General features: G+C 63.0%; 26 protein-coding genes. 19 read left to right on the forward strand and 7 right to left on the reverse strand.

Annotation, left to right across the window (positions count from 1 at the left end):
• The first annotated feature begins 41 nt into the window (after positions 1–41).
• From ccoN (LJX93_RS18435) to LJX93_RS18510, 16 genes are all read left to right on the forward strand, one after another.
• Positions 42–1466 (forward strand): cytochrome-c oxidase, cbb3-type subunit I, encoded by a 1425-nt coding sequence (gene ccoN, locus LJX93_RS18435; protein WP_027592920.1) that lies wholly within the window; start codon positions 42–44, stop codon positions 1464–1466.
• A 13-nt stretch (positions 1467–1479) separates the two neighbouring features.
• On the forward strand, positions 1480–2088 hold the full coding sequence (gene ccoO / locus LJX93_RS18440) for a cytochrome-c oxidase, cbb3-type subunit II (RefSeq protein WP_033699340.1): 609 nt from the start codon (positions 1480–1482) through the stop codon (positions 2086–2088).
• A 5-nt stretch (positions 2089–2093) separates the two neighbouring features.
• Positions 2094–2288 carry a cbb3-type cytochrome oxidase subunit 3 gene (locus LJX93_RS18445; RefSeq protein ID WP_033699341.1) on the forward strand — a complete coding sequence of 65 codons (195 nt, stop codon included), beginning with the start codon at positions 2094–2096 and terminating at the stop codon, positions 2286–2288.
• A complete protein-coding gene (gene ccoP / locus LJX93_RS18450) occupies positions 2285–3226 on the forward strand; it encodes a cytochrome-c oxidase, cbb3-type subunit III (RefSeq protein WP_033699343.1) in 942 nt (313 codons plus the stop codon). Before LJX93_RS18445 ends, ccoP (LJX93_RS18450) begins: the two co-directional genes overlap by 4 nt.
• A 368-nt stretch (positions 3227–3594) precedes the next feature.
• Entirely contained in the window at positions 3595–5037 is a 1443-nt protein-coding gene (gene ccoN / locus LJX93_RS18455) for a cytochrome-c oxidase, cbb3-type subunit I (protein ID WP_047581310.1), read from the forward strand.
• The gene (gene ccoO, locus LJX93_RS18460; RefSeq protein ID WP_003254286.1) at positions 5037–5645 is read left to right on the forward strand and encodes a cytochrome-c oxidase, cbb3-type subunit II; all 609 of its coding nucleotides are present in this window, start codon (positions 5037–5039) and stop codon (positions 5643–5645) included. The genes ccoN (LJX93_RS18455) and ccoO (LJX93_RS18460) overlap by 1 nt, the downstream gene beginning before the upstream one ends.
• Positions 5646–5650: 5 nt before the next feature.
• Positions 5651–5848, forward strand: a complete 198-nt coding sequence (locus LJX93_RS18465; protein WP_033699345.1) for a CcoQ/FixQ family Cbb3-type cytochrome c oxidase assembly chaperone — start codon at positions 5651–5653, stop codon at positions 5846–5848.
• Positions 5845–6825, forward strand: coding sequence for a cytochrome-c oxidase, cbb3-type subunit III (gene ccoP, locus LJX93_RS18470; protein ID WP_047581313.1), 981 nt, complete (start codon positions 5845–5847; stop codon positions 6823–6825). Before LJX93_RS18465 ends, ccoP (LJX93_RS18470) begins: the two co-directional genes overlap by 4 nt.
• Before the next feature lie 340 nt (positions 6826–7165).
• On the forward strand, positions 7166–8581 hold the full coding sequence (ccoG, locus tag LJX93_RS18475; protein ID WP_033699348.1) for a cytochrome c oxidase accessory protein CcoG: 1416 nt from the start codon (positions 7166–7168) through the stop codon (positions 8579–8581).
• A 15-nt stretch (positions 8582–8596) separates the two neighbouring features.
• Positions 8597–9124, forward strand: a complete 528-nt coding sequence (locus LJX93_RS18480) for a FixH family protein (protein ID WP_033699350.1) — start codon at positions 8597–8599, stop codon at positions 9122–9124.
• A gap of 149 nt (positions 9125–9273) precedes the next feature.
• Complete coding sequence (locus tag LJX93_RS18485; RefSeq protein WP_033699352.1) at positions 9274–11718, forward strand: heavy metal translocating P-type ATPase; 2445 nt, start codon at positions 9274–9276, stop codon at positions 11716–11718.
• Positions 11719–11732: 14 nt separating this feature from the next.
• The gene (gene ccoS, locus LJX93_RS18490) at positions 11733–11948 is read left to right on the forward strand and encodes a cbb3-type cytochrome oxidase assembly protein CcoS (protein WP_033699353.1); all 216 of its coding nucleotides are present in this window, start codon (positions 11733–11735) and stop codon (positions 11946–11948) included.
• The gene (locus LJX93_RS18495; protein WP_095063701.1) at positions 11941–12624 is read left to right on the forward strand and encodes a sulfite exporter TauE/SafE family protein; all 684 of its coding nucleotides are present in this window, start codon (positions 11941–11943) and stop codon (positions 12622–12624) included. The genes ccoS and LJX93_RS18495 overlap by 8 nt, the downstream gene beginning before the upstream one ends.
• A 105-nt stretch (positions 12625–12729) precedes the next feature.
• Positions 12730–14112 (forward strand): oxygen-independent coproporphyrinogen III oxidase, encoded by a 1383-nt coding sequence (hemN, locus tag LJX93_RS18500; protein ID WP_033699355.1) that lies wholly within the window; start codon positions 12730–12732, stop codon positions 14110–14112.
• A gap of 186 nt (positions 14113–14298) precedes the next feature.
• Complete coding sequence (gene fnrA, locus LJX93_RS18505; protein ID WP_033699356.1) at positions 14299–15033, forward strand: Crp/Fnr family transcriptional regulator FnrA; 735 nt, start codon at positions 14299–14301, stop codon at positions 15031–15033.
• Positions 15034–15086: 53 nt separating this feature from the next.
• Positions 15087–15635, forward strand: a complete 549-nt coding sequence (locus LJX93_RS18510) for an adenine phosphoribosyltransferase (RefSeq protein ID WP_156311360.1) — start codon at positions 15087–15089, stop codon at positions 15633–15635.
• 143 nt (positions 15636–15778) lie between these two features.
• On the opposite strand, the gene recR is transcribed toward LJX93_RS18510, so the two are convergent.
• The 3 genes from recR to dnaX all read right to left on the reverse strand — a co-directional run bounded on the left by recR (position 15779) and on the right by dnaX (position 18942).
• Positions 15779–16381, reverse strand: coding sequence for a recombination mediator RecR (gene recR / locus LJX93_RS18515; protein WP_033699359.1), 603 nt, complete (start codon positions 16379–16381; stop codon positions 15779–15781).
• Between the two features lie 88 nt (positions 16382–16469).
• Positions 16470–16805, reverse strand: a complete 336-nt coding sequence (locus LJX93_RS18520) for a YbaB/EbfC family nucleoid-associated protein (protein WP_008093501.1) — start codon at positions 16803–16805, stop codon at positions 16470–16472.
• A 64-nt stretch (positions 16806–16869) separates the two neighbouring features.
• Positions 16870–18942, reverse strand: a complete 2073-nt coding sequence (gene dnaX / locus LJX93_RS18525; RefSeq protein ID WP_227696272.1) for a DNA polymerase III subunit gamma/tau — start codon at positions 18940–18942, stop codon at positions 16870–16872.
• 123 nt (positions 18943–19065) lie between these two features.
• Between dnaX and LJX93_RS18530 the strand changes: the two genes are divergently transcribed.
• The gene (locus tag LJX93_RS18530) at positions 19066–19833 is read left to right on the forward strand and encodes a substrate-binding periplasmic protein (protein WP_047581327.1); all 768 of its coding nucleotides are present in this window, start codon (positions 19066–19068) and stop codon (positions 19831–19833) included.
• A 38-nt stretch (positions 19834–19871) separates the two neighbouring features.
• On the opposite strand, the gene LJX93_RS18535 is transcribed toward LJX93_RS18530, so the two are convergent.
• Entirely contained in the window at positions 19872–20042 is a 171-nt protein-coding gene (locus tag LJX93_RS18535) for a hypothetical protein (protein WP_186665954.1), read from the reverse strand.
• Between the two features lie 593 nt (positions 20043–20635).
• Between LJX93_RS18535 and LJX93_RS18540 the strand changes: the two genes are divergently transcribed.
• Positions 20636–21990 (forward strand): IS3 family transposase gene (locus LJX93_RS18540; RefSeq protein WP_156056779.1). Its coding sequence is split into 2 segments (ribosomal slippage): positions 20636–21106 and positions 21109–21990, totalling 1353 coding nucleotides; the frame shifts between segments, so codons are not numbered across the junction.
• Positions 21991–22143: 153 nt separating this feature from the next.
• On the opposite strand, the gene LJX93_RS18545 is transcribed toward LJX93_RS18540, so the two are convergent.
• Entirely contained in the window at positions 22144–22617 is a 474-nt protein-coding gene (locus tag LJX93_RS18545; protein ID WP_414004128.1) for a DUF2938 domain-containing protein, read from the reverse strand.
• Between the two features lie 93 nt (positions 22618–22710).
• Here LJX93_RS18545 and LJX93_RS18550 point away from each other — a divergent pair, with 93 nt between their 5' ends.
• A complete protein-coding gene (locus LJX93_RS18550; RefSeq protein ID WP_033699365.1) occupies positions 22711–23154 on the forward strand; it encodes a helix-turn-helix domain-containing protein in 444 nt (147 codons plus the stop codon).
• On the opposite strand, the gene LJX93_RS18555 is transcribed toward LJX93_RS18550, so the two are convergent.
• Positions 23101–24270 (reverse strand): MFS transporter, encoded by a 1170-nt coding sequence (locus LJX93_RS18555; protein WP_047581331.1) that lies wholly within the window; start codon positions 24268–24270, stop codon positions 23101–23103. The genes LJX93_RS18550 and LJX93_RS18555 overlap by 54 nt on opposite strands.
• 94 nt (positions 24271–24364) lie before the next feature.
• Entirely contained in the window at positions 24365–24916 is a 552-nt protein-coding gene (locus LJX93_RS18560; RefSeq protein WP_033699367.1) for a GNAT family N-acetyltransferase, read from the reverse strand.
• Positions 24917–25126 lie beyond the last annotated feature (210 nt).

Raw genomic sequence — 25126 nt, forward strand, 5'->3', positions numbered from 1 at the left:
CGCTCTATAGCCTGCCAATAACCGTGGATGGGAACCCATACATGAACACAACCAGCAGTACCGCCTACAACTACAAGGTGGTCCGCCAATTCGCCATCATGACGGTGGTGTGGGGAATCGTCGGGATGGGGCTCGGCGTCTTCATCGCCGCCCAGCTCGCCTGGCCGTCCCTCAACTTCGACCTCCCCTGGACCAGCTTCGGCCGCCTGCGCCCCCTGCATACCAATGCGGTGATCTTCGCCTTCGGCGGCTGTGCGCTGTTCGCCACCTCGTATTATTCGGTGCAACGCACCTGCCAGACCACCCTGTTCTCACCAAAACTGGCCGCGTTCACCTTCTGGGGCTGGCAACTGGTGATCCTGCTCGCGGCCATCAGTCTGCCGCTGGGCTACACCAGCTCCAAGGAATACGCCGAGCTGGAATGGCCGATCGACATCCTGATCACCATCGTCTGGGTCTGCTACGCCATCGTGTTCTTCGGCACGCTGATGAAGCGCAACACCAAGCATATCTACGTCGGCAACTGGTTCTTCGGGGCATTCATCCTGACCGTGGCGATGCTGCACATCATCAACAACCTCGAGCTGCCGGTCAGCCTGACCAAGTCGTACTCGGTCTATGCCGGCGCCACCGATGCCATGGTCCAGTGGTGGTACGGCCACAACGCGGTGGGCTTCTTCCTGACCGCAGGCTTCCTGGGAATGATGTACTACTACGTGCCCAAGCAAGCCGAGCGCCCGGTGTATTCCTATCGCCTGTCGATCGTGCACTTCTGGGCACTGATCACCCTGTACATCTGGGCCGGCCCGCACCACCTGCACTACACCGCGCTGCCCGACTGGGCGCAGTCGCTGGGCATGGTGATGTCGCTGATCCTCCTGGCACCGAGCTGGGGCGGCATGATCAACGGCATGATGACCCTCTCCGGCGCTTGGCATAAGTTGCGCAGCGACCCGATCCTGCGCTTCCTGGTGGTGTCGCTGGCGTTCTACGGCATGTCCACCTTCGAAGGCCCGATGATGGCCATCAAGACGGTCAACGCCCTGTCGCACTACACCGACTGGACCATCGGCCACGTCCACGCGGGCGCCCTCGGCTGGGTGGCGATGATCTCGATCGGCGCGCTGTACCACACCATCCCGAAAGTGTTCGGCAAAGAGCAGATGCACAGCATCGGCCTGATCAACGCGCACTTCTGGCTGGCGACCATCGGCACCGTGCTGTACATCGCCTCGATGTGGGTCAACGGCATCGCCCAGGGCCTGATGTGGCGCGCGGTCAACAGCGACGGCACGCTCACCTACTCGTTCGTCGAAACCCTGGTGGCCAGCCACCCTGGCTTCATCGTGCGCTTCGTCGGCGGTGCGATCTTCCTCAGTGGCATGTTCCTGATGGCCTGGAACACCTGGCGCACGGTACGCGCGCCGGCCACTGACGCCGCCCCTGCGAACGCCCAGCTGGCCTGAGGAGACACGCCTGATGAAACACGAAGTCATCGAGAAAAACATCGGCCTGATGGCGCTGCTGATGGTGTTTGCCGTCAGCATCGGCGGGCTGACCCAGATCGTCCCGCTGTTCTTCCAGGACGTTACCAACAAGCCGGTCGAAGGCATGAAGCCCTACACCGCGCTGCAATTGGAAGGCCGCGATATCTATATCCGCGAAGGCTGCGTGGGCTGCCACTCGCAGATGATCCGCCCGTTCCGTGCCGAGACCGAACGCTATGGCCACTACTCGGTAGCCGGTGAAAGCGTGTGGGACCACCCGTTCCTGTGGGGCTCCAAGCGCACCGGCCCGGACCTGGCCCGCGTGGGCGGGCGCTACTCCGACGACTGGCACCGCGCGCACTTGTACAACCCGCGCAACGTGGTGCCTGAGTCGAAGATGCCGTCCTACCCGTGGCTGGTCGCCGAACAGGTCGACAACAGCCACACCGAAACCAAGATGCGCACCCTGCGCACCCTCGGCGTGCCGTACACCGACGAGGACATCGCCGGTGCCCGTGACGCAGTCAAGGGCAAGACCGAGATGGACGCGCTGGTCGCCTACCTGCAGGTGCTCGGCACCGCGATCAAGAACAAGAGGTAACTGCGATGGACATGGACATCGGCATGATCCGTGGCCTGGGTACCCTGGTGGTGATGATCGCCTTCATCGGCCTCTCACTCTGGGTATTCAACCGCCGCCGCGACCGTGATTTCGCCGAAGCGCGCCTGCTGCCCTTCGTCGACGACCACCTGCCCCCTGCCGGGCAGGCACCTGCTGCCAAGAGGAGTTCCGGGCAATGACCACGTTCTGGAGTACGTACATCAGCGTACTGACCATCGGCAGCTTGATCGGCCTCACCTGGCTGTTGCTGTCGACCCGCAAGGGCCAGGCCAACGACACCACCGACCAGACCATGGGGCACAGCTTCGATGGCATCGAGGAATACGACAACCCGCTGCCCAAGTGGTGGTTCTGGCTGTTCGTCGGCACCCTGGTGTTCTCGGTGGGCTACCTGATCCTCTATCCGGGCCTGGGCAACTGGAAAGGCATCCTGCCGGGCTATGACAACGGCTGGACCGGGGTCAATGAGTGGCAGAAGGAAATGGACAAGGCCGACGCCAGGTTCGGCCCGATCTTCGCCAAGTACGCGGCCATGCCAGTGGAAGAAGTGGCCAAGGACCCGCAAGCACTGAAAATGGGCAGCCGCCTGTTTGCCTCCAACTGCTCGGTGTGCCACGGCTCGGACGCCAAGGGCGCCTATGGCTTCCCCAACCTGACCGACCAGGACTGGCGCTGGGGTGGCGAGCCGGAGACCATCAAGGCCTCGATCATGAACGGCCGGCACGGCGTGATGCCAGCCTGGGCCGAGGTGATTGGCGAGCAGGGTGTGGCCGATGTGGCCGCGTTCGTGCTGACCAACCTCGATGGCCGCAGCCTGCCGGAAGGGGTCAAGGCCGACGCGGCCAAGGGCAAGGAGATCTTCGCCGGCAACTGCGTAGCCTGCCACGGGCCTGAGGCCAAGGGTACCCCCGCCATGGGCGCGCCTGACCTGACCCATCCGCAGGCGTTCATCTACGGGTCGAGCTTTGCCCAGTTGCAGCAGACCATCCGCTATGGTCGCCAGGGTCAGATGCCAGCGCAGGCAGAGATCCAGGGCAATGACAAGGTGCACCTGCTGGCGGCTTACGTGTATAGCCTGTCGCAGGATAGCGCTGCTGAAACCGTGACCTCCAAGTAGTACCCCCGGGGCTGCTCTGCAGCCCCAACCCTCTTCCGCCGTACGCCCTCCCTTGCACCCCCCCCTAACCGAACTAAGCTTGTTGCCTCAGTGGGCTTCGCTGCCAATCCAGCGAAGCAGACGCGGCGCACAGCCTAGCGCCGTCCGATAAAAAAGCCTGACCGATCGATCAGAAAAAGATGAAAAACGGTACACATTACAAATATTTATTTGTGTACAATCGTTCGAACCCTGACACCGCTGGACACAGGTGAACGGGCTTGGACACGGGTCGGCGTACCAAAGTTGCGTTGCGATAGCCCCGGTGGTTATCGATACTGGCGCCGATTTTTCGACCAACAAGAACATTAAAACCGTGGAACCTTAGAATGAGCACAGCAATCAGTCCGACTGCTTATAACTATAAGGTCGTCCGCCAGTTCGCCATCATGACGGTGGTCTGGGGGATCCTTGGCATGGGCCTCGGCGTCTTCATCGCCTCGCAACTGGTATGGCCGCAACTGAACCTGGACCTGCCCTGGACCAGCTTCGGCCGACTGCGCCCGCTGCACACCAACCTGGTGATCTTCGCCTTCGGCGGCTGTGCGCTGTTCGGCACCAGCTACTACGTGGTGCAGCGCACCTGCCAGACCCGGCTGATCTCCGACAGCATGGCGGCCTTCACCTTCTGGGGCTGGCAAGCGGTAATCGTCGGCGCACTGATCACCTTGCCGATGGGCTACACCACCACCAAGGAATACGCCGAGCTGGAATGGCCGCTGGCGATCCTGCTGGCCATCGTCTGGGTCACCTACGGGCTGGTGTTCTTCGGCACCATCGTCAAGCGCAAGACCAAGCACATCTACGTCGGCAACTGGTTCTACGGTGCATTCATCGTGGTCACCGCGATGCTGCACATCGTCAACCACATCTCGCTGCCGGTCAGCCTGTTCAAGTCGTACTCGGCCTATGCCGGTGCCACCGACGCGATGATCCAGTGGTGGTACGGCCACAACGCGGTAGGCTTCTTCCTGACCACGGGCTTTTTGGGGATGATGTACTACTTCGTGCCCAAGCAGGCCGAGCGGCCGATCTACTCGTATCGCCTGTCGATCGTGCACTTCTGGGCGCTGATCACCCTGTACATCTGGGCCGGCCCACACCACCTGCACTACACCGCACTGCCCGACTGGGCGCAGTCGTTGGGCATGGTGATGTCGATCATCCTCCTGGCGCCAAGCTGGGGCGGCATGATCAACGGCATGATGACCTTGTCCGGTGCCTGGCATAAATTACGTACCGACCCGATCCTGCGCTTTTTGGTCGTCTCGCTGGCGTTCTACGGCATGTCCACCTTCGAAGGCCCGATGATGGCCATCAAGACCGTGAACTCGCTGTCGCACTACACCGACTGGACCATCGGCCACGTCCACGCCGGCGCCCTCGGCTGGGTGGCGATGATCTCGATCGGCGCGGTCTACCACATGATCCCGCGCCTGTATGGTCGCGCGCAGATGCACAGCGTCGGCTTGATCAACGCGCACTTCTGGCTGGCGACCATCGGCACCGTGCTGTACATCGCCTCGATGTGGGTCAACGGCATCACCCAGGGCCTGATGTGGCGCGCCATCAACGATGACGGCACGCTCACCTACTCCTTCGTCGAAGCCTTGCAGGCCAGCCACCCGGGCTACATCGTCCGTGCGCTGGGCGGTGCGTTCTTCGCCTCGGGCATGTTGCTGATGGCCTATAACGTGTTCCGCACCGTACGCGCGGCCAACCCGGTAGAAGCGGATGAAGCCGCCAAGATCGTCGTCGTGGGAGCGCACTGATGAAGCATGAAGCCGTCGAGAAGAACATAGGCCTGCTGGCCTTCTTCATGGTCATCGCCGTCAGCGTCGGTGGCCTGACCCAGATCGTCCCGCTTTTTTTCCAGGACGTCACCAACAAACCCGTTGAAGGCATGAAGCCGCGCACCGCGCTGGAGCTTGAAGGCCGCGACATCTACATCCGCGAAGGCTGCGTGGGCTGCCACTCGCAGATGATCCGCCCGTTCCGCGCTGAAACCGAGCGCTATGGCCACTACTCGGTGGCCGGTGAAAGCGTGTGGGACCACCCGTTCTTGTGGGGCTCCAAACGTACCGGCCCGGACCTGGCCCGCGTCGGTGGCCGCTACTCCGATGACTGGCACCGTGCGCACCTGTACAACCCGCGCAACGTGGTGCCCGAGTCGAAGATGCCGTCCTACCCGTGGCTGGTCGAGAACAAGCTCGACGGCAAGGACACCGCGAAGAAGATGGAGGTCCTGCGGACCCTCGGCACCCCGTACACCGACGCCGACATCGCCGGCGCGCGTGACGCGGTCAAGGGCAAGACCGAAATGGACGCCATCGTCGCGTACCTGCAGGGTCTTGGCACCATCATCAAAAGCAAACGGTGACGCTGATGGATATCGGGATGATTCGCGGCCTGGGCACCGTCGTGGTGATGGTGGCCTTCGTGGGCCTGGCGCTGTGGGTGTTCAACCCGCGGCGCAAGCAGGAGTTCGACGAGGCGACCCGGCTGCCCTTCGCGGATGACCCCGAAGCCACCCGGCACGTCGAGCAAGCGCAAGCAAAAGCTTCTGGGAGCAAAAAACAATGACAACCTTCTGGAGTCTGTACGTCACCGTCCTGACCCTGGGCACCATCTTCTCGCTGACCTGGCTGCTGCTGTCGACCCGCAAGGGCCAGCGCGAAGAGGTCACCGACGAGACCGTCGGGCATGCCTTCGATGGCATCGAGGAATATGACAACCCACTGCCCAAATGGTGGTTCTGGCTTTTCGTCGGCACCATCATCTTCGCCCTCGGCTACCTGGTGCTGTACCCGGGCCTGGGTAACTGGAAAGGCATCCTGCCGGGCTATTCGTACCTGGATACCGACAAGCAGACCGAGTTTGCCAACGGCCAGCCGGGCTGGACCGGCGTGCACGAGTGGGAGAAGGAAATGGCCAAGGCCGATGCCCGCTTCGGGCCGATCTTCGCCAAGTTCGCCGCCATGCCCATCGAGGACGTGGCCAAGGACCCGCAGGCACTGAAAATGGGCGCACGGCTGTTTGCCTCCAACTGCTCGGTGTGCCACGGCTCCGACGCCAAGGGCGCCTACGGCTTCCCCAACCTGACCGACAAGGACTGGCGCTGGGGCGGTGAGCCGGAAACCATCAAGACCACCATCATGGGCGGGCGCCACGGCGTGATGCCGGCCTGGTCCGAGGTGATCGGCGAGCAGGGTGTGGCTGATGTGGCGGCCTTTGTGGTCAGCAAGCTCGATGGCCGTACGCTGCCCGAAGGCGTGAAGGCCGATGCCGAGAACGGGCAGAAGATCTTCGCCGCCAACTGCGTGGCCTGCCATGGGCCTGAAGGCAAGGGCACCCCAGCCATGGGCGCGCCGAACCTGACCCACCCGCAGGCGTTCATCTACGGGTCGAGCTTTGCTCAACTGCAACAGACCATCCGTTATGGTCGCCAGGGGCAGATGCCGGCGCAGGAACAACTGCAAGGTAATGACAAGGTGCATTTGCTGGCCGCTTATGTGTACAGCCTGTCGCATCAGGAGCAGGAGCCGGCCAAGGCCGAGTAAGGCAGGCCTGGCCGCTTCGCGGGGCAAGTGGATCGCCGCACCGCCGCTCCCACAGGTACCCCACCGACTATGGGAGCAATGGGTTACATGTGGCAGCGGCGGTGCGGCGATCCGACTTGCCCCGCGAAAGGGCCGGCGAATGCAACCCCAGATGACCTGGATCAATTGACACCCGCCATAACACGATTCACGCCACGAACCCAACGCGACTAAAGGTCGCAGTACGACCCCAGGCTGCCATCACCGGCGTATCATGGGGCGCAGCGCGCTAGCAGATTGCGCGAGACTGCGGCCGGCATGCACTGGCCGCGGCATTTCTCCACTGCCGTGGGACTTGATGATGAGCAAGCAAATTCCGGTACATGACGTCACCCCGCCTGCCAGCAAAGGGAAGGATTCCGTCGACCTCTACGCCGCCCGCGAGAAAATCTACACCCGCGCCTTCACCGGCGTCTTCCGCCGCCTGCGCATGGTCGGCGGTGCGCTGCTGTTCCTGCTGTACTTCGGCACCGTGTGGCTGAACTGGGGCGGCCACCAGGCCGTCTGGTGGAACCTGCCCGAGCGCAAGTTCTACATCTTCGGCGCCACCATCTGGCCTCAAGACTTCATCCTGCTGTCGGGCATCCTGATCGTCGCCGCCTTCGGCCTGTTCTTCGTCACCGTGTATGCCGGCCGCGTATGGTGCGGCTACACCTGCCCGCAAAGCGTATGGACGTGGATCTTCATGTGGTGCGAAAAGGTCACCGAAGGGGACCGCAACCAGCGCATGAAGCTCGACAGGGCGCCCATGAGCGGCAACAAGTTCTTGCGCAAGTTCGCCAAGCACAGCCTATGGCTGCTGATCGGGTTCGTCACCGGCATGACCTTCGTCGGCTACTTCTCGCCCATCCGCGAACTGGCCATCGAGTTCTTTACCGGCCAAGCCGATGGCTGGGCCTACTTCTGGGTCGGGTTCTTCACCCTTGCCACCTATGGCAACGCCGGCTGGCTGCGCGAGCAGGTGTGCGTGTACATGTGCCCCTATGCGCGCTTCCAGAGCGTGATGTTCGACAAGGACACGCTGATCGTGTCGTACGACCCGCGCCGTGGCGAAACCCGTGGCCCGCGTAAAAAAGACATCGACTACAAGGCCCAGGGCCTCGGCGACTGCATCGACTGCACCATGTGCGTGCAGGTCTGCCCCACCGGCATCGACATCCGCGACGGCCTGCAGATCGAGTGCATCGGCTGCGCCGCGTGCATCGACGCCTGCGACACCATCATGGACAAGATGAACTACCCCAGAGGCTTGATCAGCTACACCACCGAGCACAACCTGTCCGGGCAGAAAACCCACATGCTGCGCCCCCGCCTGATCGGCTACGCGCTGGTGCTGCTGGTGATGATCGGCGCCCTGGCCACCGCCTTCGCTACCCGCTCGCTGGTCGGTTTCGACGTCAGCAAGGACCGCGTGCTGTACCGCGAGAACGCCCAGGGGCGGATCGAGAACGTCTACAGCCTCAAGGTCATGAACAAGGACCAGCGCGACCACGTCTACGTGCTGGACGCCGCCGGCCTACCTGACCTCAAGCTCGAAGGCCAGCGCGAAATCCGCGTGGCGGCCGGCGATATCGTCAGCCTGCCGGTGCAACTGTCGGTGGCGCCCGAGAAACTGCCATCGACCACCAACGAAATCATCTTCACCCTCAAGAGCGCCGATGACAGCGACGCCCAGGTTGAAGCCAAGAGCCGCTTCATCGGCCCACAGATCCGCTGAGAGAGACTATCGACAATGCCTGCCGCCACCGCCGCCAGCCCTTGGTACAAACACCTCTGGCCCTGGATCATCATCGGCATCCTCACCACCTCCGTGTGCCTGAGCCTGACCATGGTCAGCATTGCCGTGCGCAACCCCGACAACCTGGTGAATGACAACTACTACGAGGCCGGCAAGGGCATCAACCGCTCGCTGGACCGCGAGCTGCTGGCCCAGACCCTCAAGCTCAAGGCCAGCGTGCACCTGGACGACCTGACCGGCGAAGTGGACCTGCGCCTGAGCGGCGACAGCGACCCGCAGACACTGGAACTGAACCTGATATCGCCCACCCAGCCGGACAAGGACCGCAAGGTGCTGCTGAGCCGTGCCGAGGCGGGGCGTTATGTCGGCCAGCTGGACGACAAGGTCGACGGGCGGCGCTTCGTCGAGTTGCTGGGCAGCCAGGAAGGGCAGGTATGGCGGCTGTTCGAGGAAGAGAAAGTGGAGCATGGAGTGACCTTGCTACTGGGCGATGAAGCGCTGCTGGGTGCGGAACACAAATAATCGCGACACTTACCCAACCTGTGGGAGCGGGCTTGGCCCGCGAAAGGGCCAGGCCTGCTTATTGATGTTGACCCTACCTGCCCATTCGCGGGGCAAGCCCGCTCCCACAGGCCCCGTCCCCGCTACTCAATTCAATGCGTGCTTGCCTTATGACCCAACCCACCCCCTGCTACCACTGCGCCCTGCCCGTCCCCGGCGGCAACCGCTTCACCGCTGTGGTGCTCGGCGAACCCCGACAGTTCTGCTGCCCGGGCTGCCAGGCGGTGGCCGAGTCGATCGTCGCCGGGGGCCTGGAGCACTACTACCAGCACCGCAGCGACACCAGCGCCAACCCCGAGGCGCTGCCCAGGCAACTGCAGGATGAGCTGGCGCTCTACGACCGCAGCGACGTGCAGCAAACCTTCGTCCGCCATACAGGCGACCTGGCCGAAGCCACCCTGCTGGTCGAGGGCATCAGTTGCGCCGCCTGCGGCTGGCTGATCGAAAAACACCTGCGCAACCTGCCCGGGGTCGCCGAAGCTCGCTTGAACCTGTCCAACCACCGCCTGCTGCTCAGCTGGGACGACAACCAGTTGGCGCTCTCGCGCCTGCTCGCCGAGCTGCGCCAGATCGGCTACGCCGCCCACCCCTACCAACCCGACCAGGCCGCCGAACAACTGGCCCGCGAGAACCGCAGCGCTCTCAGGCGCCTGGGCGTCGCCGGCTTGCTGTGGTTCCAGGCGATGATGGCGACCATGGCCACCTGGCCTGAATTCAACATCGATCTCTCACCCGAGCTGCACACCATCCTGCGCTGGGTCGCGTTGTTCCTCACCATCCCGATCGTGTTCTACAGCTGCGCGCCCTTCTTCAAGGGCGCGGCGCGTGACCTGCGCACCCGCCACCTGACCATGGACGTCTCGGTCTCGCTGGCCATTGCCCTGGCGTTCGGCGCCGGGATCTGGACGGCGATCAGCGGCAGCGGCGAGCTGTATTTCGATACCGTGGGCATGTTTGCCCTTTTCCTGCTGACCGGCCGCTACCTCGAACGGCGCGCCCGCGAGCGCACTGCGGCGGCCACCGCACAACTGGTCAACCTGCTGCCGGCCTCGTGCCTGCGCCTGGACACCCTCGGCCGCGCCGAGCGCATCCTGCTCAGCGAAGTGCAGCGTGGCGACACGGTGCAAGTGCTGCCCGGTGCGGTAATACCCGCCGATGGGCGCATCGTCGAAGGCCGCTCCAGTGTCGACGAGTCACTGCTGACCGGCGAATACCTGCCGCAACCGCGCCGCGTCGGCGAGCGGGTCACCGGCGGCACGCTGAACGTCGAGAGCACCTTGAACATTGAGGTCGAAGCCCTCGGCCACGACTCGCGGCTGTCGGCCATCGTCCGCTTGCTGGAACGCGCGCAGACCGAAAAACCGCGCTTGGCCGAGATCGCCGACCGCGCCTCGCAGTGGTTTTTGCTGTTCACCCTGATCGCCGCCGTGGCCATCGGCCTGTGGTGGTGGCACCTGGACCCGGGCCGGGCCTTCTGGATCGTGCTGGCCATGCTGGTAGCCACCTGCCCGTGTGCACTGTCCCTGGCCACCCCGACGGCCCTGACCGCCGCCACCGGCACCCTGCATAAACTCGGCCTGCTGGTGACCCGCGGCCATGTGCTCGAAGGCCTCAACCAGATCGACACGGTCATCTTCGACAAGACCGGCACGCTCACCGAAGGCCGCTTGACCCTGCGCAGCATCCGCCCACTGGGCGGCTTGGCCGCCGACCGTTGCCTGGCCCTGGCCGCCGCCCTGGAAAACCGCTCCGAACACCCCATCGCCCGCGCGTTCGGCCGCACTGCCGCGCCTGCCGACGATGTGCAGACAATACCCGGCTTGGGCCTTGAGGGGCTGGTCGACGGCCAGCGCCTGCGCATCGGCCAGGCCACCTTCGTCTGCGCCCTGAGTGGCGCCGAGATACCCGGCGTGCCCGAGCCACGTGGGCAATGGCTGCTGCTGGGCGATCGTCAAGGGCCGCTGGCCTGGTTCGGCCTGGACGACCGCCTGCGCGACGACGCCCCCGCCCTGCTCGCCGCCTGCAAGGCGCGTGGCTGGCGGACGCTGCTGCTGTCCGGCGACAGTTCACCCATGGTCGCCGAGGTGGCTGCACAGCTGGGCATCGACCAGGCCATCGGCGGCTTGCGCCCGGACGACAAACTGGACCGGCTCAAGGCGCTGCAGGCGGCAGGGCGCAAGGTGCTGATGCTGGGCGACGGGGTCAACGACGTGCCGGTGCTGGCTGCTGCCGACATCAGCATTGCCATGGGCAGCGCCACCGACCTGGCCAAGACCAGCGCCGATGCGGTGCTGTTGTCCAACCGCCTGCAGGCACTGGTACAGGCCTTCGACCTGGCCCGCCGCACCCGCCGCAACATCCTCGAGAACCTGCTGTGGGCAACCCTGTATAATGGCCTCATGTTGCCGTTTGCCGCGCTCGGCTGGATCACCCCGGTGTGGGCGGCCATCGGCATGTCGGTCAGTTCGCTGATCGTGGTCCTCAACGCCCTGCGCCTGACCCGGCTGCCAGCTGCGCCGGCCACCAGCAGCCACCGGCAACCCGCCACCGCCTGAGCAGGAGCCGCCCGATGCCAGCCCTTTATGTCATGATCCCGGCCGCCCTGTTGCTGGTCGGTGTTGCCGTCTACATCTTCTTTTGGGCGGTGGACAGCGGCCAGTACGACGACCTCGACGGCCCTGCCCACAGCATCCTCTTCGACGACCAGGACCCGCGCCACCAGGCTGCGGTGAAAACGGACGACACCCCGGCCGAAGACGACAAGGAACCCCCTCCCCGTGCCTGACCTGCTTCCCCTGCTCGGCTCGGCGCTGATCCTTGGCCTGCTCGGCGGCGGCCATTGCCTGGGCATGTGCGGTGGCCTGATGGGCGCGCTGACCCTGGCCATCCCGCCCGAGCAACGCGGCCGGCGTTTGCGCCTGCTGCTGGCGTACAACGTCGGGCGTATCCTCAGCTATGCCTGCGCCGGCCTGTTGCTGGGCCTGGCAGGCTGGGCCGTGGCCAGCAGCCCGGCAGCCCTGGCGCTGCGGGTGCTGGCAGCGCTGCTGCTGATTGCCATGGGGCTGTACCTGGCGGGCTGGTGGAGCGGGCTGACGCGAATCGAAGCCTTGGGCAGAGGGCTGTGGCGGCATATTCAGCCAGTAGCCTCGCGCTTGCTGCCGGTGTCCAGCCTGCCCCGCGCCTTGTTGCTGGGCGCCTTGTGGGGCTGGCTGCCGTGCGGGCTGGTGTACAGCACCTTGCTGTGGGCTGCGAGCCAGGGCAATGCGGGGTACAGCGCGGCGTTGATGCTTGCGTTTGGCCTCGGCACCTGGCCGGTGCTGCTGGCGACGGGCTTGGCGGCGGAGCGCGTCAGCAGCCTGCTGCGGCGGCGCAGTGTGCGCATGGCGGGCGGGCTGCTGGTCATCCTGTTTGGCCTGTGGACGCTGCCCGGGCCGCACCAGCATTGGCTGATGGGGCACTGATAGGCCTGCTGTGCAGCCCCAGCAGCTTTTGATACAAATCAACACAGATTCCTACAGACGCCCCTAGACTCCGGACACTGCTCGCTCTATCCGGGGACCGCCCACATGCTCGACGACCTACGTTGGGATACCGACCTGATCCGCCGCTACGACCTGGCCGGACCACGCTACACCTCCTACCCGACCGCCGTGCAACTGCACAGCGAAGTGGGCTCGTTCGACCTGCTGCACGCCCTGCGCGAGAGCCGTCGTGCCGTGCGCCCGCTGTCGTTGTACGTGCACGTGCCGTTCTGCGCCAACATCTGCTACTACTGCGCCTGCAACAAAGTCATCACCAAGGACCGCGGCCGCGCCGCGCCGTACCTGCAACGCCTGGAGCAGGAAATCCAGCTGATCGCCTGCCACCTGGACCCAAAGCAACGGGTTGAACAACTGCACTTCGGCGGCGGCACGCCCACCTTCCTCAGCCCGGTGGAGCTGCGCCAGCTGATGGCGACCCTGCGCCAGCACTTCAACCTGCTGGACGACGACTCCGGTGACTACGGCATTGAAATCGACCCCCGCGAAGCCGACTGGTCGACCATGGGGCTGCTTCGCGAGCTGGGTTTCAACCGTGTCAGCCTGGGCGTGCAGGACCTCGACCCGGCCGTGCAGCGTGCGGTCAACCGCCTGCAAAGCCTGGAGCAGACCCGCACCCTGATCGAGGCGGCGCGTACCCTGCAGTTCCGCTCGGTCAACCTGGACTTGATCTACGGCCTGCCCAAGCAGACGCCAGAAGGCTTCGCGCGTACCGTCGAGGAAGTCATCCGCCTGCAGCCCGATCGCCTGTCGGTGTTCAACTATGCCCATTTGCCGGAGCGCTTCATGCCCCAGCGGCGCATCGACAACAACGACCTGCCGAGCCCGACGGCGAAACTGGAGATGCTGCATGCCACCATCGACCAGCTGACCGCCGCCGGTTACCGCTACATCGGCATGGACCACTTCGCCCTGCCTGACGATGAGCTGGCCATGGCCCAGGAAGAAGGCACCCTGCAACGCAACTTCCAGGGCTACACCACCCACGGCCACTGCGACCTGATCGGCCTGGGGGTCTCCGCCATCAGCCAGATCGGCGACCTCTACTGCCAGAACAGCAGCGACCTCAACACCTACCAGGACTCCCTTTCCAACGCCCAGCTGGCAACCCAGCGTGGCCTGCTGTGCAACCACGACGACCGCCTGCGGCGGGCTGTGATCCAGCAGTTGATCTGCCATTTCGAACTGGACTTCGAGCCAATCGAACAGGCGTTCACCATCGATTTTCGCGGCTACTTCAACGACCTCTGGCCAGAACTGCTGACCTTGCAGCGGGACGGCCTGATCAGCCTGGACGACAAGGGCATCCGCATCCTGCCTGCCGGCCGCCTGTTGGCGCGCTCGGTGTGCATGGTGTTCGATGCCTACCTGGCCATGCACAACCGCCAACGCTTCTCTCGGGTGATCTGAAAAGCGAGGCGTTCGACCGCATGGACAAGCGCCTTTGGCCAGCACACTATGGGCACACACAGGGCCTCGACGCGCACCCGCCGAGGCCTGGCCAGCACGCACCACAATAGCGCCCGCTGGCCTACACCCTACGCCGTGAGTTACCCTTACGTCTTATGTGTGCTTTCCCACAAGGATCGATTGAAAATGTCCGAGCCAGTTAAACTGCGCCCACATGCCCAGGCCCATTGCAAGGATTGCAGCCTGGCCCCCCTGTGCCTGCCTCTTTCGCTCAACCTGGAAGACATGGATGCACTGGATGAAATCGTCAAACGTGGCCGGCCGCTGAAAAAAGGCGAGTTCCTGTTCCGCCAGGGTGACAATTTCGGCTCGGTCTATGCAGTACGTTCCGGCGCCCTCAAGACCTTCAGCCTCAGCGACAGCGGCGAAGAGCAGATCACCGGCTTCCACCTGCCCAGCGAACTGGTCGGCCTGTCCGGCATGGACACCGAGGCCTACCCGGTGTCAGCCCAGGCCCAGGAGACCACGTCGGTGTGCGAGATCCCCTTCGAGCGCCTCGACGAACTCTCGGTGCAACTGCCGCAGTTGCGCCGCCAGTTGATGCGGGTAATGAGCCGCGAGATCCGCGACGACCAGCAGATGATGCTGCTGCTGTCGAAGAAAACCGCCGACGAACGCATTGCCACCTTCCTGGTCAACCTGTCCGCGCGCTTCCGCGCCCGCGGCTATTCGGCCAACCAGTTCCGCCTGAGCATGTCGCGCAACGAAATCGGCAATTACCTGGGCCTGGCGGTGGAAACCGTGTCGCGGGTGTTCACCCGCTTCCAGCAAAACGGCCTGCTGCGCGCCGAAGGCAAGGAAGTGCATATCCTCGACCCGATCCAGCTGTGTGCACTGGCCGGCGGTGCAATGGACGCCTGAGCCTGGGTTAACGGGTATACTGGCGCAATCGTTTTTCCAGGATACCCGCACCAATGCACAGCGAAGCCTTCGACCTCAAAGCCCTGATCCGCCCGGTAGTGGACTTCCCCAAACCGGGCGTGATCTTTCGCGACATCACCCCGTTGTTCCAGTCCCCGCGCGGGCTGCGCTATGTCGCCGACCAGTTCATCGAGCGTTATGTCGAGGCTGAGTTCAGCCACATCGGCGCCATGGACGCGCGCGGCTTCCTGATCGGCTCGATCATCGCCCACCAGTTGAACAAGCCGCTGATCCTGTTCCGCAAACAAGGCAAGCTGCCGGCCGACGTGCTTTGCGAGGGTTACCAGACCGAGTATGGCGAGGCCTTCCTCGAAGTGCATGCCGACAGCCTGTGTGAAGGCGACTCGGTGCTGATTTTCGATGACCTGATTGCCACTGGCGGCACGCTGCTGGCGGCGGCGAACCTGGTGCGTCGTACCGGGGCCCAAGTGTTTGAGGCGGCGGCGATCATTGACCTGCCAGAGCTGGAAGGTTCGCGCCGGCTGCAGGCAGCGGGTGTGCCGACGTTCTGCCTGACCGAGTTTTCGCTTAACGAAAATTGAGTTACATACCGGGGCTGCTTTGCAGCCCATTCGCGGGACAAGCCCGCTCCCACAGGTTTTGTGCAGGCCTTACAGGCACCGCAGCACCTGTGGGAGCGGGCTTGTCCCGCGAATGGACCGCAAAGCGGCCCCAAGATCTGAAATCAGAGTGAAATCGGCCTGCGCCCTGCAAAGGCATGCGCCAGCGTCCCGCCATCCACCAACTCCAGCTCGCCCCCCAGCGGCACGCCATGGGCAATCCGCGACGCCACCAGGCCTTTCTCGTTCAGCAACTGGGCGATGTAATGCGCCGTCGCCTCCCCTTCCACCGTCGGGTTGGTCGCCAGGATCACCTCGGTAAAGGTGCCCTGGGCTTCGATCCGCGCCATCAGTTGCGGCACACCGATTGCCTCAGGCCCCAGGCCATCGAGCGGCGACAGGTGCCCCTTGAGCACGAAATAGCGGCCGCGGTAACCGGTCTGCTCCACCGCATACACATCCACCGGCCCTTCGACCACACACAACTGCGTGTCGTCACGGCGCGGGTCGGCACACTGCGGGCACAGTTCCTGCTCGGTCAGGGTGCGGCATTGGCGGCAATGGCCCACCCCTTCCATGGCCTGGGTCAGCGCCTGAGCCAGGCGCAGGCCGCCGCTGCGGTCGCGTTCGAGCAACTGCAGGGCCATGCGCTGGGCGGTTTTCTGGCCGACACCCGGCAGGGTGCGCAAAGCGTCGATCAGTTGGCGGATCAGTGGGCTGAAGCTCATGTAGACAGGCCTGCAAGTCGGGGGAACAGAATGAACAAGGGAGCAACGACCCTACGGCCGTTACTCCCCATTTGACGCAAAAGGTCGATCAGAACGGCATCTTGAAGCCCGGTGGCAACTGCATGCCAGCGGTCATGCCGCCCATTTTTTCCTGGCTGCTCTGCTCCACCTTGCGTACCGCGTCGTTCAGTGCGGCAGCGATCAGGTCTTCGAGCACTTCCTTGTCGTCTTCATCAGTCGACATCAGGCTTTGGTCGATGCTGACGCGCTTCACATCGTGACGACCGGTCATCACCACACTCACCAAGCCACCACCGGATTGGCCGGTCACTTCGGCGTTGGCCAGTTCTTCCTGCATCTTGGCCATTTTTTCCTGCATCTGCTGAGCCTGCTTCATCAGGCCGGCCATGCCACCTTTCATCATGGGGGTATACCTCGATTGGGTCGTGTGATGCGGCCTGGCACCGGGCCGGCCGCATGGTTATCCGTTACTGGCCCTGATTGGCCAGGGCCTCTACAGGCTCAATAGTATCCTGTCGCACCTTGGCACCGAACTGCTTGATCATCTGCTGGATCAACGGATCCTGCTCGATCGACACCACCGCGTCTTGCTGGCGCTCGGCACGTTTGCGCGAGGCCGCCTGGGCCGGGGTTTCCTGCTCTGGGCGAATCAGCTCGATACGCAGGTTCAGGTTACGCCCAAGGTGCTGATTGAGCGCCTCGTTCAGACGCCGCTGCTGGGTGGCGTTGAACAGCGCGCCCTGGCCAGGGTCCAGGTGCAGCAGCCAGTCGTCGCCGTCGGCGGCCATCAACGTACAGTTTGCCGCGATGTTGCCTGTCATACCGGAGACAGGCAACTGTGGGAATAATTCCAGCCATTGCAGGGCCAGGCCGGTGGCCGGCTTGGCGGCAGGCAGCGGTTCGGCAGCGGGTTTGGCCTGCTCTTCCTGAACATGCTCGGCCAGTTCATCGAGGTAACTGAAGCCGACCGGGTCGCTGTCACCGATGTAATAGTCTTCGTCCGCCGGCGGCTCGTCATCACGGTCCATGCCCGCCGCAGCATAGGCGGACGGGTCGAACGGCGGCTCGTCGTAGGCCGGCTGATCACGCTGTGGCTCGGCCACGGCAGGCTGCGGCGCAACAACGGGCTCGGGGGCGGCAGCAACCGGCTGCACAGGCGCTATAGGCGCTACAGGCTCTTCCCAAGGCAGGTCGATGACCTCGGCGCCGGGCTCCGGCGCCGGTGCTGCGGTCTCTACGGGCGCCTCAACGACAGGCGCGGGCTGAGCAACCGCAGGCGCCTGCTCGACGGCCGGCGCGACCGGGGCCGGCACAGCTTGCGCGACGACCGGCACCACGGGCTCTGCGACTGGCGGCGCAGGGGCCACCAGCGCCGCTGCCACCGGGGTTGCAGGATCAGCTGTGGCTTGGCTGATCCCCACCGGCTTTAGCACCGGCTTCGGTGCATCGTCGGTATCGGCCGGGCGGAAGGCCAGCATCCGCAGCAGGACCATCTCGAAGCCGCCACGCGGGTCGGGCGCCAAGGGCAGGTCGCGACGGCCGATCAGGCCCATCTGGTAATAGAACTGCACGTCCTCGGCCGGTAGCGCCTGGGCCAGCGCCAACACGCGGTCACGGTCGCCCTGGCCGTTGTCCACCGCCTCTGGCAGCGCCTGGGCGATGGCGACACGGTGCAGCACATTGAGCATCTCGGCCAGCACACCGCTCCAGTCCGGCCCTTGCTCGGCAAGGTTGCGCACGGCCTCGAGCAGCGCCCGCGCATCGCCTTCGAGCAGTGCCTGCAACACCCCGTAGACCTGGCCGTGGTCGAGGCTGCCCAGCATGGCGCGCACATCGGCGGCGAGCACCTTGCCTTCACCGAAGGCGATGGCCTGGTCGGTCAGGCTCATGGCATCGCGCATCGAGCCATCGGCGGCGCGGCCAAGCAACCACAGGGCATCGGGCTCGAACGGCACGCTTTCGGCGGTGAGCACATGGCTGAGGTGTTCGACCACCCGCTCCGGGCTCATGTTCTTCAGCGAGAACTGCAGGCAGCGCGAGAGGATGGTCGCCGGCAGCTTCTGCGGGTCAGTGGTGGCGAGGATGAACTTGACGTAGGGCGGCGGCTCTTCCAGCGTCTTGAGCAAGGCGTTGAACGAGTGGGTCGAGAGCATGTGCACTTCGTCGATCAGGTAGACCTTGAAGCGCCCACGGCTCGGGGCATATTGCACGTTATCCAGCAGCTCGCGGGTGTCTTCGACCTTGGTACGGCTGGCGGCGTCGATCTCGATCAGGTCGACGAAGCGGCCTTCGTCGATCTCCCGGCACACCGAACAGGTGCCGCAGGGCGTGGAGGTGATGCCGGTTTCGCAGTTCAGGCATTTGGCGATGATACGGGCAATGGTAGTCTTGCCCACGCCGCGGGTGCCGGTAAACAGGTAGGCATGGTGCAGACGCTGGTTGTCCAAGGCATTGATCAAGGCCTTGAGCACATGGGCCTGGCCGACCATTTCGCGGAACGAGCGCGGACGCCATTTTCGTGCAAGAACCTGATAACTCATCGAAAAACCATCGTAGCCTGATCGAGCGGAAGATCGCTAATGCTAGCGGAGCGGGGCCGAAATTGCACCCTGCGCGACTGGTCTAAGCTATGAAACTGGCGCGCTATCCAGGGAGGATGTGCCTTGCGAAGACTGTTGCCCCTGCTATTGCTCTGGGCCACCCACAGCCTGGCCGAACAACCGGTGCTGCGTTTTTCCGTCGCCGAGAGCTGGAGCATGCCGCTGATGCGCGTCGAAGGCGACAAACCGGTGGAGGGTTTGCTGTTCGACCTGATGCAGGCCATTGCCCGGGAAGCGGGTGTACGCCCGGAGTATCACGTACTGGCACGCCTGCGCCTACAGGAGGCCATGGAGAGCGGCGATATCGACGTGCGCTGCTATGTCAGCCCCCAATGGTTTCATGATCGGCCGGGCAATTATGTCTGGAGCATCCCGTTGATTCATCAGCGCGACGTGCTGGTTGGCGGCGCTGGCGAAGTCAGCCCCACCCGCCCGGAACAACTGGCGCCGCAAGCCATCGGCACCGTGCTGGGTTATGCCTATTCGACTTTGCAGCCGTTGTTCGAACAGGGCCGGCTGCACCGCGAAGACAGCCGCAGCCAACTGCTGGCCCTGCAGAAGCTGCACGCGGGGCGGTACCTGCATGCGGTGAGCAATGAACTGTCGTTGCAGTGGTTCAACCACAGCTTGCCAGCGGGGCAGCAGTTGCAGGTGCTGGCGGTGCTGGAGGAGCAGGAGCTGGGGTGCATGGTGCGCAGCGACCCGGCGGTACCGACGCAAGGGGTGCTCAGGGCGCTGGTGCGCATAAAACAGACGGGGGAGATCGAGCGGATCAGCCAGCGGTATGGGGCTGCGGGGTATGCCGGGAATGCCGCAGCGCCAAGGCCGTGATGATGTGATAGCGGCCTTGCGCCCTGCGCGACAATCGGTCAGTGCTGACGCTCAACTCGGCGGCTGTCGCTGTAGGCGAACATCAGGTAGTGGGAGACATTCATCAGCGCGAAGTGCATTGGCACGATGCCTTCGCTGATGGCGCGGGAAAGGGACTTGCCCGGGGGCAAGTCGAAGGTATGGGGTGGGTCGGGGACGATTTTTTTCATGACAGCTCCGTACTGGTTTGGCTGCATCCTTCCGTTTCCACACATTGGGGTGGCAGCTGTAAGCGGGGTGGAAATCCAGGCGTACGGTAAACCCGGTAGGTACGAATACCTCCCGCTCACAGCCGCCATAACTGACAGCTGTCCCGTACACCTCGGGTTTCCACACCCGATCGCTGAACCGACAGCGACCGCAAAAGCCTATGGGGTGGGGTTCCCCAGGACAATCAGACGCGAGTCGACGGGATGCGTAGGATATTTCTGCGAGCCTTACAGGGCATCGGGAAATCGGCTAGAGAAGCGTAGGAACATTCCTGGTTTTAGAGCGCGTTGGCGCTGACAGGCGTCCGCCGGAAGTGCTATGTCGCCTACAAGATCGAGCGCCGCCCGCGCGGCGCTTCGCGGGGCAAGCCCGCTCCCACATTTGTTTCGGGCCGGTATCGCCTGTAATAGAGGCGCGCGCCCCCTTGTTTGTCCGACGCGATATTGAGGCGGGCACCAAAGGGCCGCGCGCTAATGCTTCAGGAATAATTGGCCCGAAACAAATGGACTGCCCCCAAGAAGTTGGACAAAAAATCCAACCCTTGGGGGGACCGATGGGCAAATACACAGAGCAGTTCAAACTCACAGCCATCTCAGCCTACCTAGATGGTAGCGATGGCTTCCGAAAAGTAGCCCAGCGCTTCGGTATCGACGTCAGTCTGCTGCGCCGGTGGGTCTCCAGCTATCAGAGCAAGTCCAGCCTTAGTCCGCGCTCGCACGGGCAGCGCTATGACGACGACTTCAAGCGCCAAGTGCTGAGCCACATGCACGAGCATCGTCTCTCTCTTCGCCAAACCGCTGCGCATTTTGGCCTCGGCCAGTCCTCGCAGATAGGCAACTGGCAGCGGCAGTACTACAGTGGTAGCCCTGTAGCCCCTGTCATCCGCCAGAAAAAGCCGATTAAAGTGTTGAAGAAGATTAAACCAGCAAAGCCCACAGATACCGACGATTCGCAAAAGCCCAGAGACCAGCTGATGGCTGAGCTTGAGTATCTGCGCATGGAGAACGCTGTCCTAAAGGAGCTCAAGGCTCTGCGCGAGGAAAAGGAACGAATACCGGCGAAAAAGTCCTGATCGTTTCCAAACTCAAACGTAGATTCCCTTTGCCTGACCTGCTGCGGCTGATCGGACTGGCTCGCAGCACTTTTTACTACCAGGTACAGAGCCAACAGAAGCCGGATAAATACGCGGAGCTTAAAGAGAGAATTCGGCAGGTCTATCACAAAGAGAAGGGGCGTTACGGGTATCGGCGCGTTGCACTAGCAATCAGAAAAGAGGGGCCGCTAGTCAACAAGAAGGTCGTTGAGAAACTGATGACTGGGCTGGGTCTGAAGTCACTGGTGCGACCCAAGAAATATCGGTCGTACCGAGGTACTGTCGGCAAGATAGCGATGAATCTGCTGGAGCGTAATTTCGTCGCCCAGCGCCCCAACCAGAAATGGGTGAGTGACGTAACCGAGTTCAAGGTGGCGCAACAGAAACTCTATCTTTCGCCTGTGATGGATTTGTATAACGGGGAAATCATCGCCTACGAGACGGCCAGTCGCCCACAGTACAGCCTGGTTGGGAACATGCTCGACAAGGCACTCAAGACCCTGGGGGAGAAGCCGAAACTCGTGCTCCACACCGATCAGGGGTGGCAGTACCAGCAGGCTCAGTATCGCCAGAAACTGCGCAGTTGTGGAGTGAAGCAGAGCATGTCTCGTAAAGGCAATTGCCTAGATAATGCAGCTATGGAAAGCTTCTTCGGCACGCTCAAGTCAGAATTTTTCTACCTCAAGCGGTTTGAGAATGTTGATGAATTGAAAGCGGGCTTGGATGAGTACATCCACTACTACAACCATGACCGCATCAAGCTGAGGCTCAATGGCCTGAGCCCTGTCGAGTACAGGACCCAGGCGGCAGCATAGAACTGTCCAACTTTTTGGGGGCAGTCCACAAATGTGGGAGCGGGCTTGCCCCGCGAAGCGCCGCGCGGGCGGCGCTCGATCTCAACGGCCACACAAAACTCACGCCCTGCACCCAGCCCCGCCAACATCCAAAGCCCTACCGCTAACGCCCTTTCAATCAATCGCAACCACAACCGCACTCAAAAACAATCCAACCCCAAACACCGAATGCGTCACCAGACTCTTCAGGCAGTTACGCCCAGGCGTCGGCGTTCTGGAGGCAAAGAACCCTGCCCCCATCAACGGCTGCATGAAGCACAGCGGCGCCGCCACTGTCACCACACCCCACGCCAGCGCAGGCCACAGCGTCGGCGCACTCAGCCAGCCCTCCCCGACCATCCCCACCAACATCACCGCAAACAGCACACCGATGCCATAGTGAATCAGCCAACCCCAGGCCACCTCGTTGGCCACAGGCTCCGCCTTGGCAATCGCCTCATGCCGCGCTCGCCCCTTCATCAAATGCCCCGCCCAACGCCCGACCATGGCGAAATTCAAGGTGGGGATGCCCAAGCGCCGCAGCAGTATCCCCCATAGGTCCATGATCACGGTGGCGCCGACCCCGATCAGCAAAGCGGCTTGTAGCATGGCAAGCGTCATTGATTCAGCCCTCTAGGATTGACGTTCAGTTACCTGCCGCGCAGCATAGAAGTTGAAGTCAACTTCAAGTCAAGGACCTCGATGGACATTGCCGATGTCGCCAAACGCACAGGCGTCCCTGCGTCGACCCTGCGTTACTACGAAAAGAAAGGCCTGCTCACGTCGCTCGCCGGGCGTGGCCAGCGGCGCCAGTTCGCCGCCGACATTGCGGATAGGCTGGCACTGATCGCCTTGGGGCAGGCATCCGGGTTTTCCCTGGATGAGGTCGGGGCGATGCTGGTGGACCTTCAGGTCGATCGACAGATGCTGATAGCCAAGGCGGACGAAATCGATACCCGGGTCAAACGCTTGCAGGCCATGAGCAAGGGGCTGCGGCATGCAGCGCAGTGCCCTGAGGTAGATCACCTGGCCTGTCCGAAATTTCAGCGTTTGATGAAGCTGTCAGCAGCAGGCGCCCTTGGGGAAAAACACCTACACCAGAGCAGGCCTGGAAAAGCGCGAAGCCAGCCATCTGGCCGTACTTAGCCCTACGACCAGGAACGCCACGCCTTCAATGCTCAGCATCATCGCGCTGATCCCAAGCTGCGTGATCAATTGGCTGGCGACGTAGGGGAACCCGAACACTCCGATGAAATACGACAAGCTGAACAGCAGCAGCGCTTGTGCCGTAAGCCCTGCCGGTGCCTCGTTGGCAGCCAGCCCGTTGATCACCGAGTAATTCAGGCCGTAACCCACGCCCAGAAGAACGGCCATGGCCAGATAACTTTCCGTACTGTGCACCCACTGGTCGAACCCCAGCACGGCCGTTGCCATGATCAAGGTTAAAACCCAGGAGGTCGCCAGCGGGTGTTGCTTCACGACCCAGCCGGCCAGCAGGAGCCTGCAGGCGATCGCAGCGCCCATGAAGCCAATGAAGAAGGTCGAGTAATCAAGCCCCAGGCGAGCGGCATAACTGGTCTGGAAACTGCCCATGGTGCCGAAGATTGCCCCGCCCAGCCCTACCATCAGGATCGACAGCCCAGAGCGCGAGCTCATCACTTTGAGCGCGGACGCCAACCCGATTTGCACCTTCTCAGCAGGTCGCCGCCCCTGAGAAGTCGAAGCGAGCCAAGCAAAGTACAACCCCGCCAACCCTGCAGCGCACGCCGCCACCCAGAACGCGAGCTGGGTAGGCAGTGCAACGAAAGCGGCGAACTTGCCCAGCAAGGGCCCGGTGCCAATGCCGGTCAGCATGCTGCCAGAGAGCAGTGCAAAACAATGGGTACGGCGTGTGGGCTCGACCATTTGCGTCACCATGATGGGGCCAATGGTGTAGAACACCCCCCAGCCGATGCCAAGCATCAAGCCGCATGCCAACAAAGCGATGCCCAGGCTTGAGACCATGGCAAAGCCCACTGATGACCCGACCAGGCAGAGCGCCCCCACAGCGATGCTGCGAGCAGCGCCAAAGCGCTGCAGCAGGTGCCCCGAGCCGAGCACAGAGAGCAACGTACTTAGCATGGCAACAGCGAATACCTGCCCGGCATCGCTTGCAGTCCCGCCCAGCGTCTGCACCAGCATCGAGAGCAGGAACGTCGTGCCATAGCTGATGGACAGCAGGAAGCACGCGATGCAGAACACCGTGAATGGCTGAAACTTCATGAAAGCAGTCCTTGCGGGTAGGTGCTGTTTTCTATCACGGCAAGGCACAGGCAAAGGCAAGCATTTGCTTACGTTGAGATCGTCACTTCATTACCTAACGGCCGCCACGTCGATGCCACTCATCGCGGCTCAACTCCCAGATCTGCTTGAGCACGGGGCCACAGACGAAATGGCCCTCTTCAGTTCCCACCAGCCGCATGCCTTCGTGCACGGAAACACTGCGCGATCGGTCATTGCACGCAGCCTTGGGCACCTGCATGACGCAACGCCCAAGCGTTTCGAACCAGTAGTGGTTGATGACCCTGCAGGCCTCCCGCATGTAGCCGTTTTTCTGCCATGCCTGTGCAAGCCAAAAGCCACGGTTGTTGCCCGGCTGGTCATAGAGACTGATGCTTCCGATGATCTGCGCAGGCTCCGTCTTCAGGCGAATCATCCAATGCCATTCACACCCGGCGTTCATGGCGGGTAATGCGATGTCTCGGACGTAGAGCAGCGCGCCGTCTTCTGGGTAAGGCCAAGGCACGCGGCTGTCCAGGTAGCGAACAATGTCCCAGTGCGGGAACAGTTGCTGAATGGCATCCACGTCGCCGAGTTGCAGCGGCGTGAGTATCAGGCGCGGAGTTTCGAGGATTGGAAGGCTGTGCATTTTCGCGGAATCCATTCATGCAGGCGATCTGGGATGCAGGCGCACCCCAACCCTTACATAGCGTCCGGATATTCTCAACTGCCCAGCGGCTACAACGTGCATGAGAGCAACCCGAGCGCGGCAACGTGTCCGAAGGTGGCAGTCTTGAATTTCAGCGATTGCAGAAGTTGGCAACAGCAGGAGCGCAGAACAGGCCAGAGGGAAGGCCTT

The organism is Pseudomonas sp. HN2-3 (assembly GCF_020691745.1).
Classification (GTDB): Bacteria; Pseudomonadota; Gammaproteobacteria; order Pseudomonadales; family Pseudomonadaceae; genus Aquipseudomonas; species Aquipseudomonas capeferrum.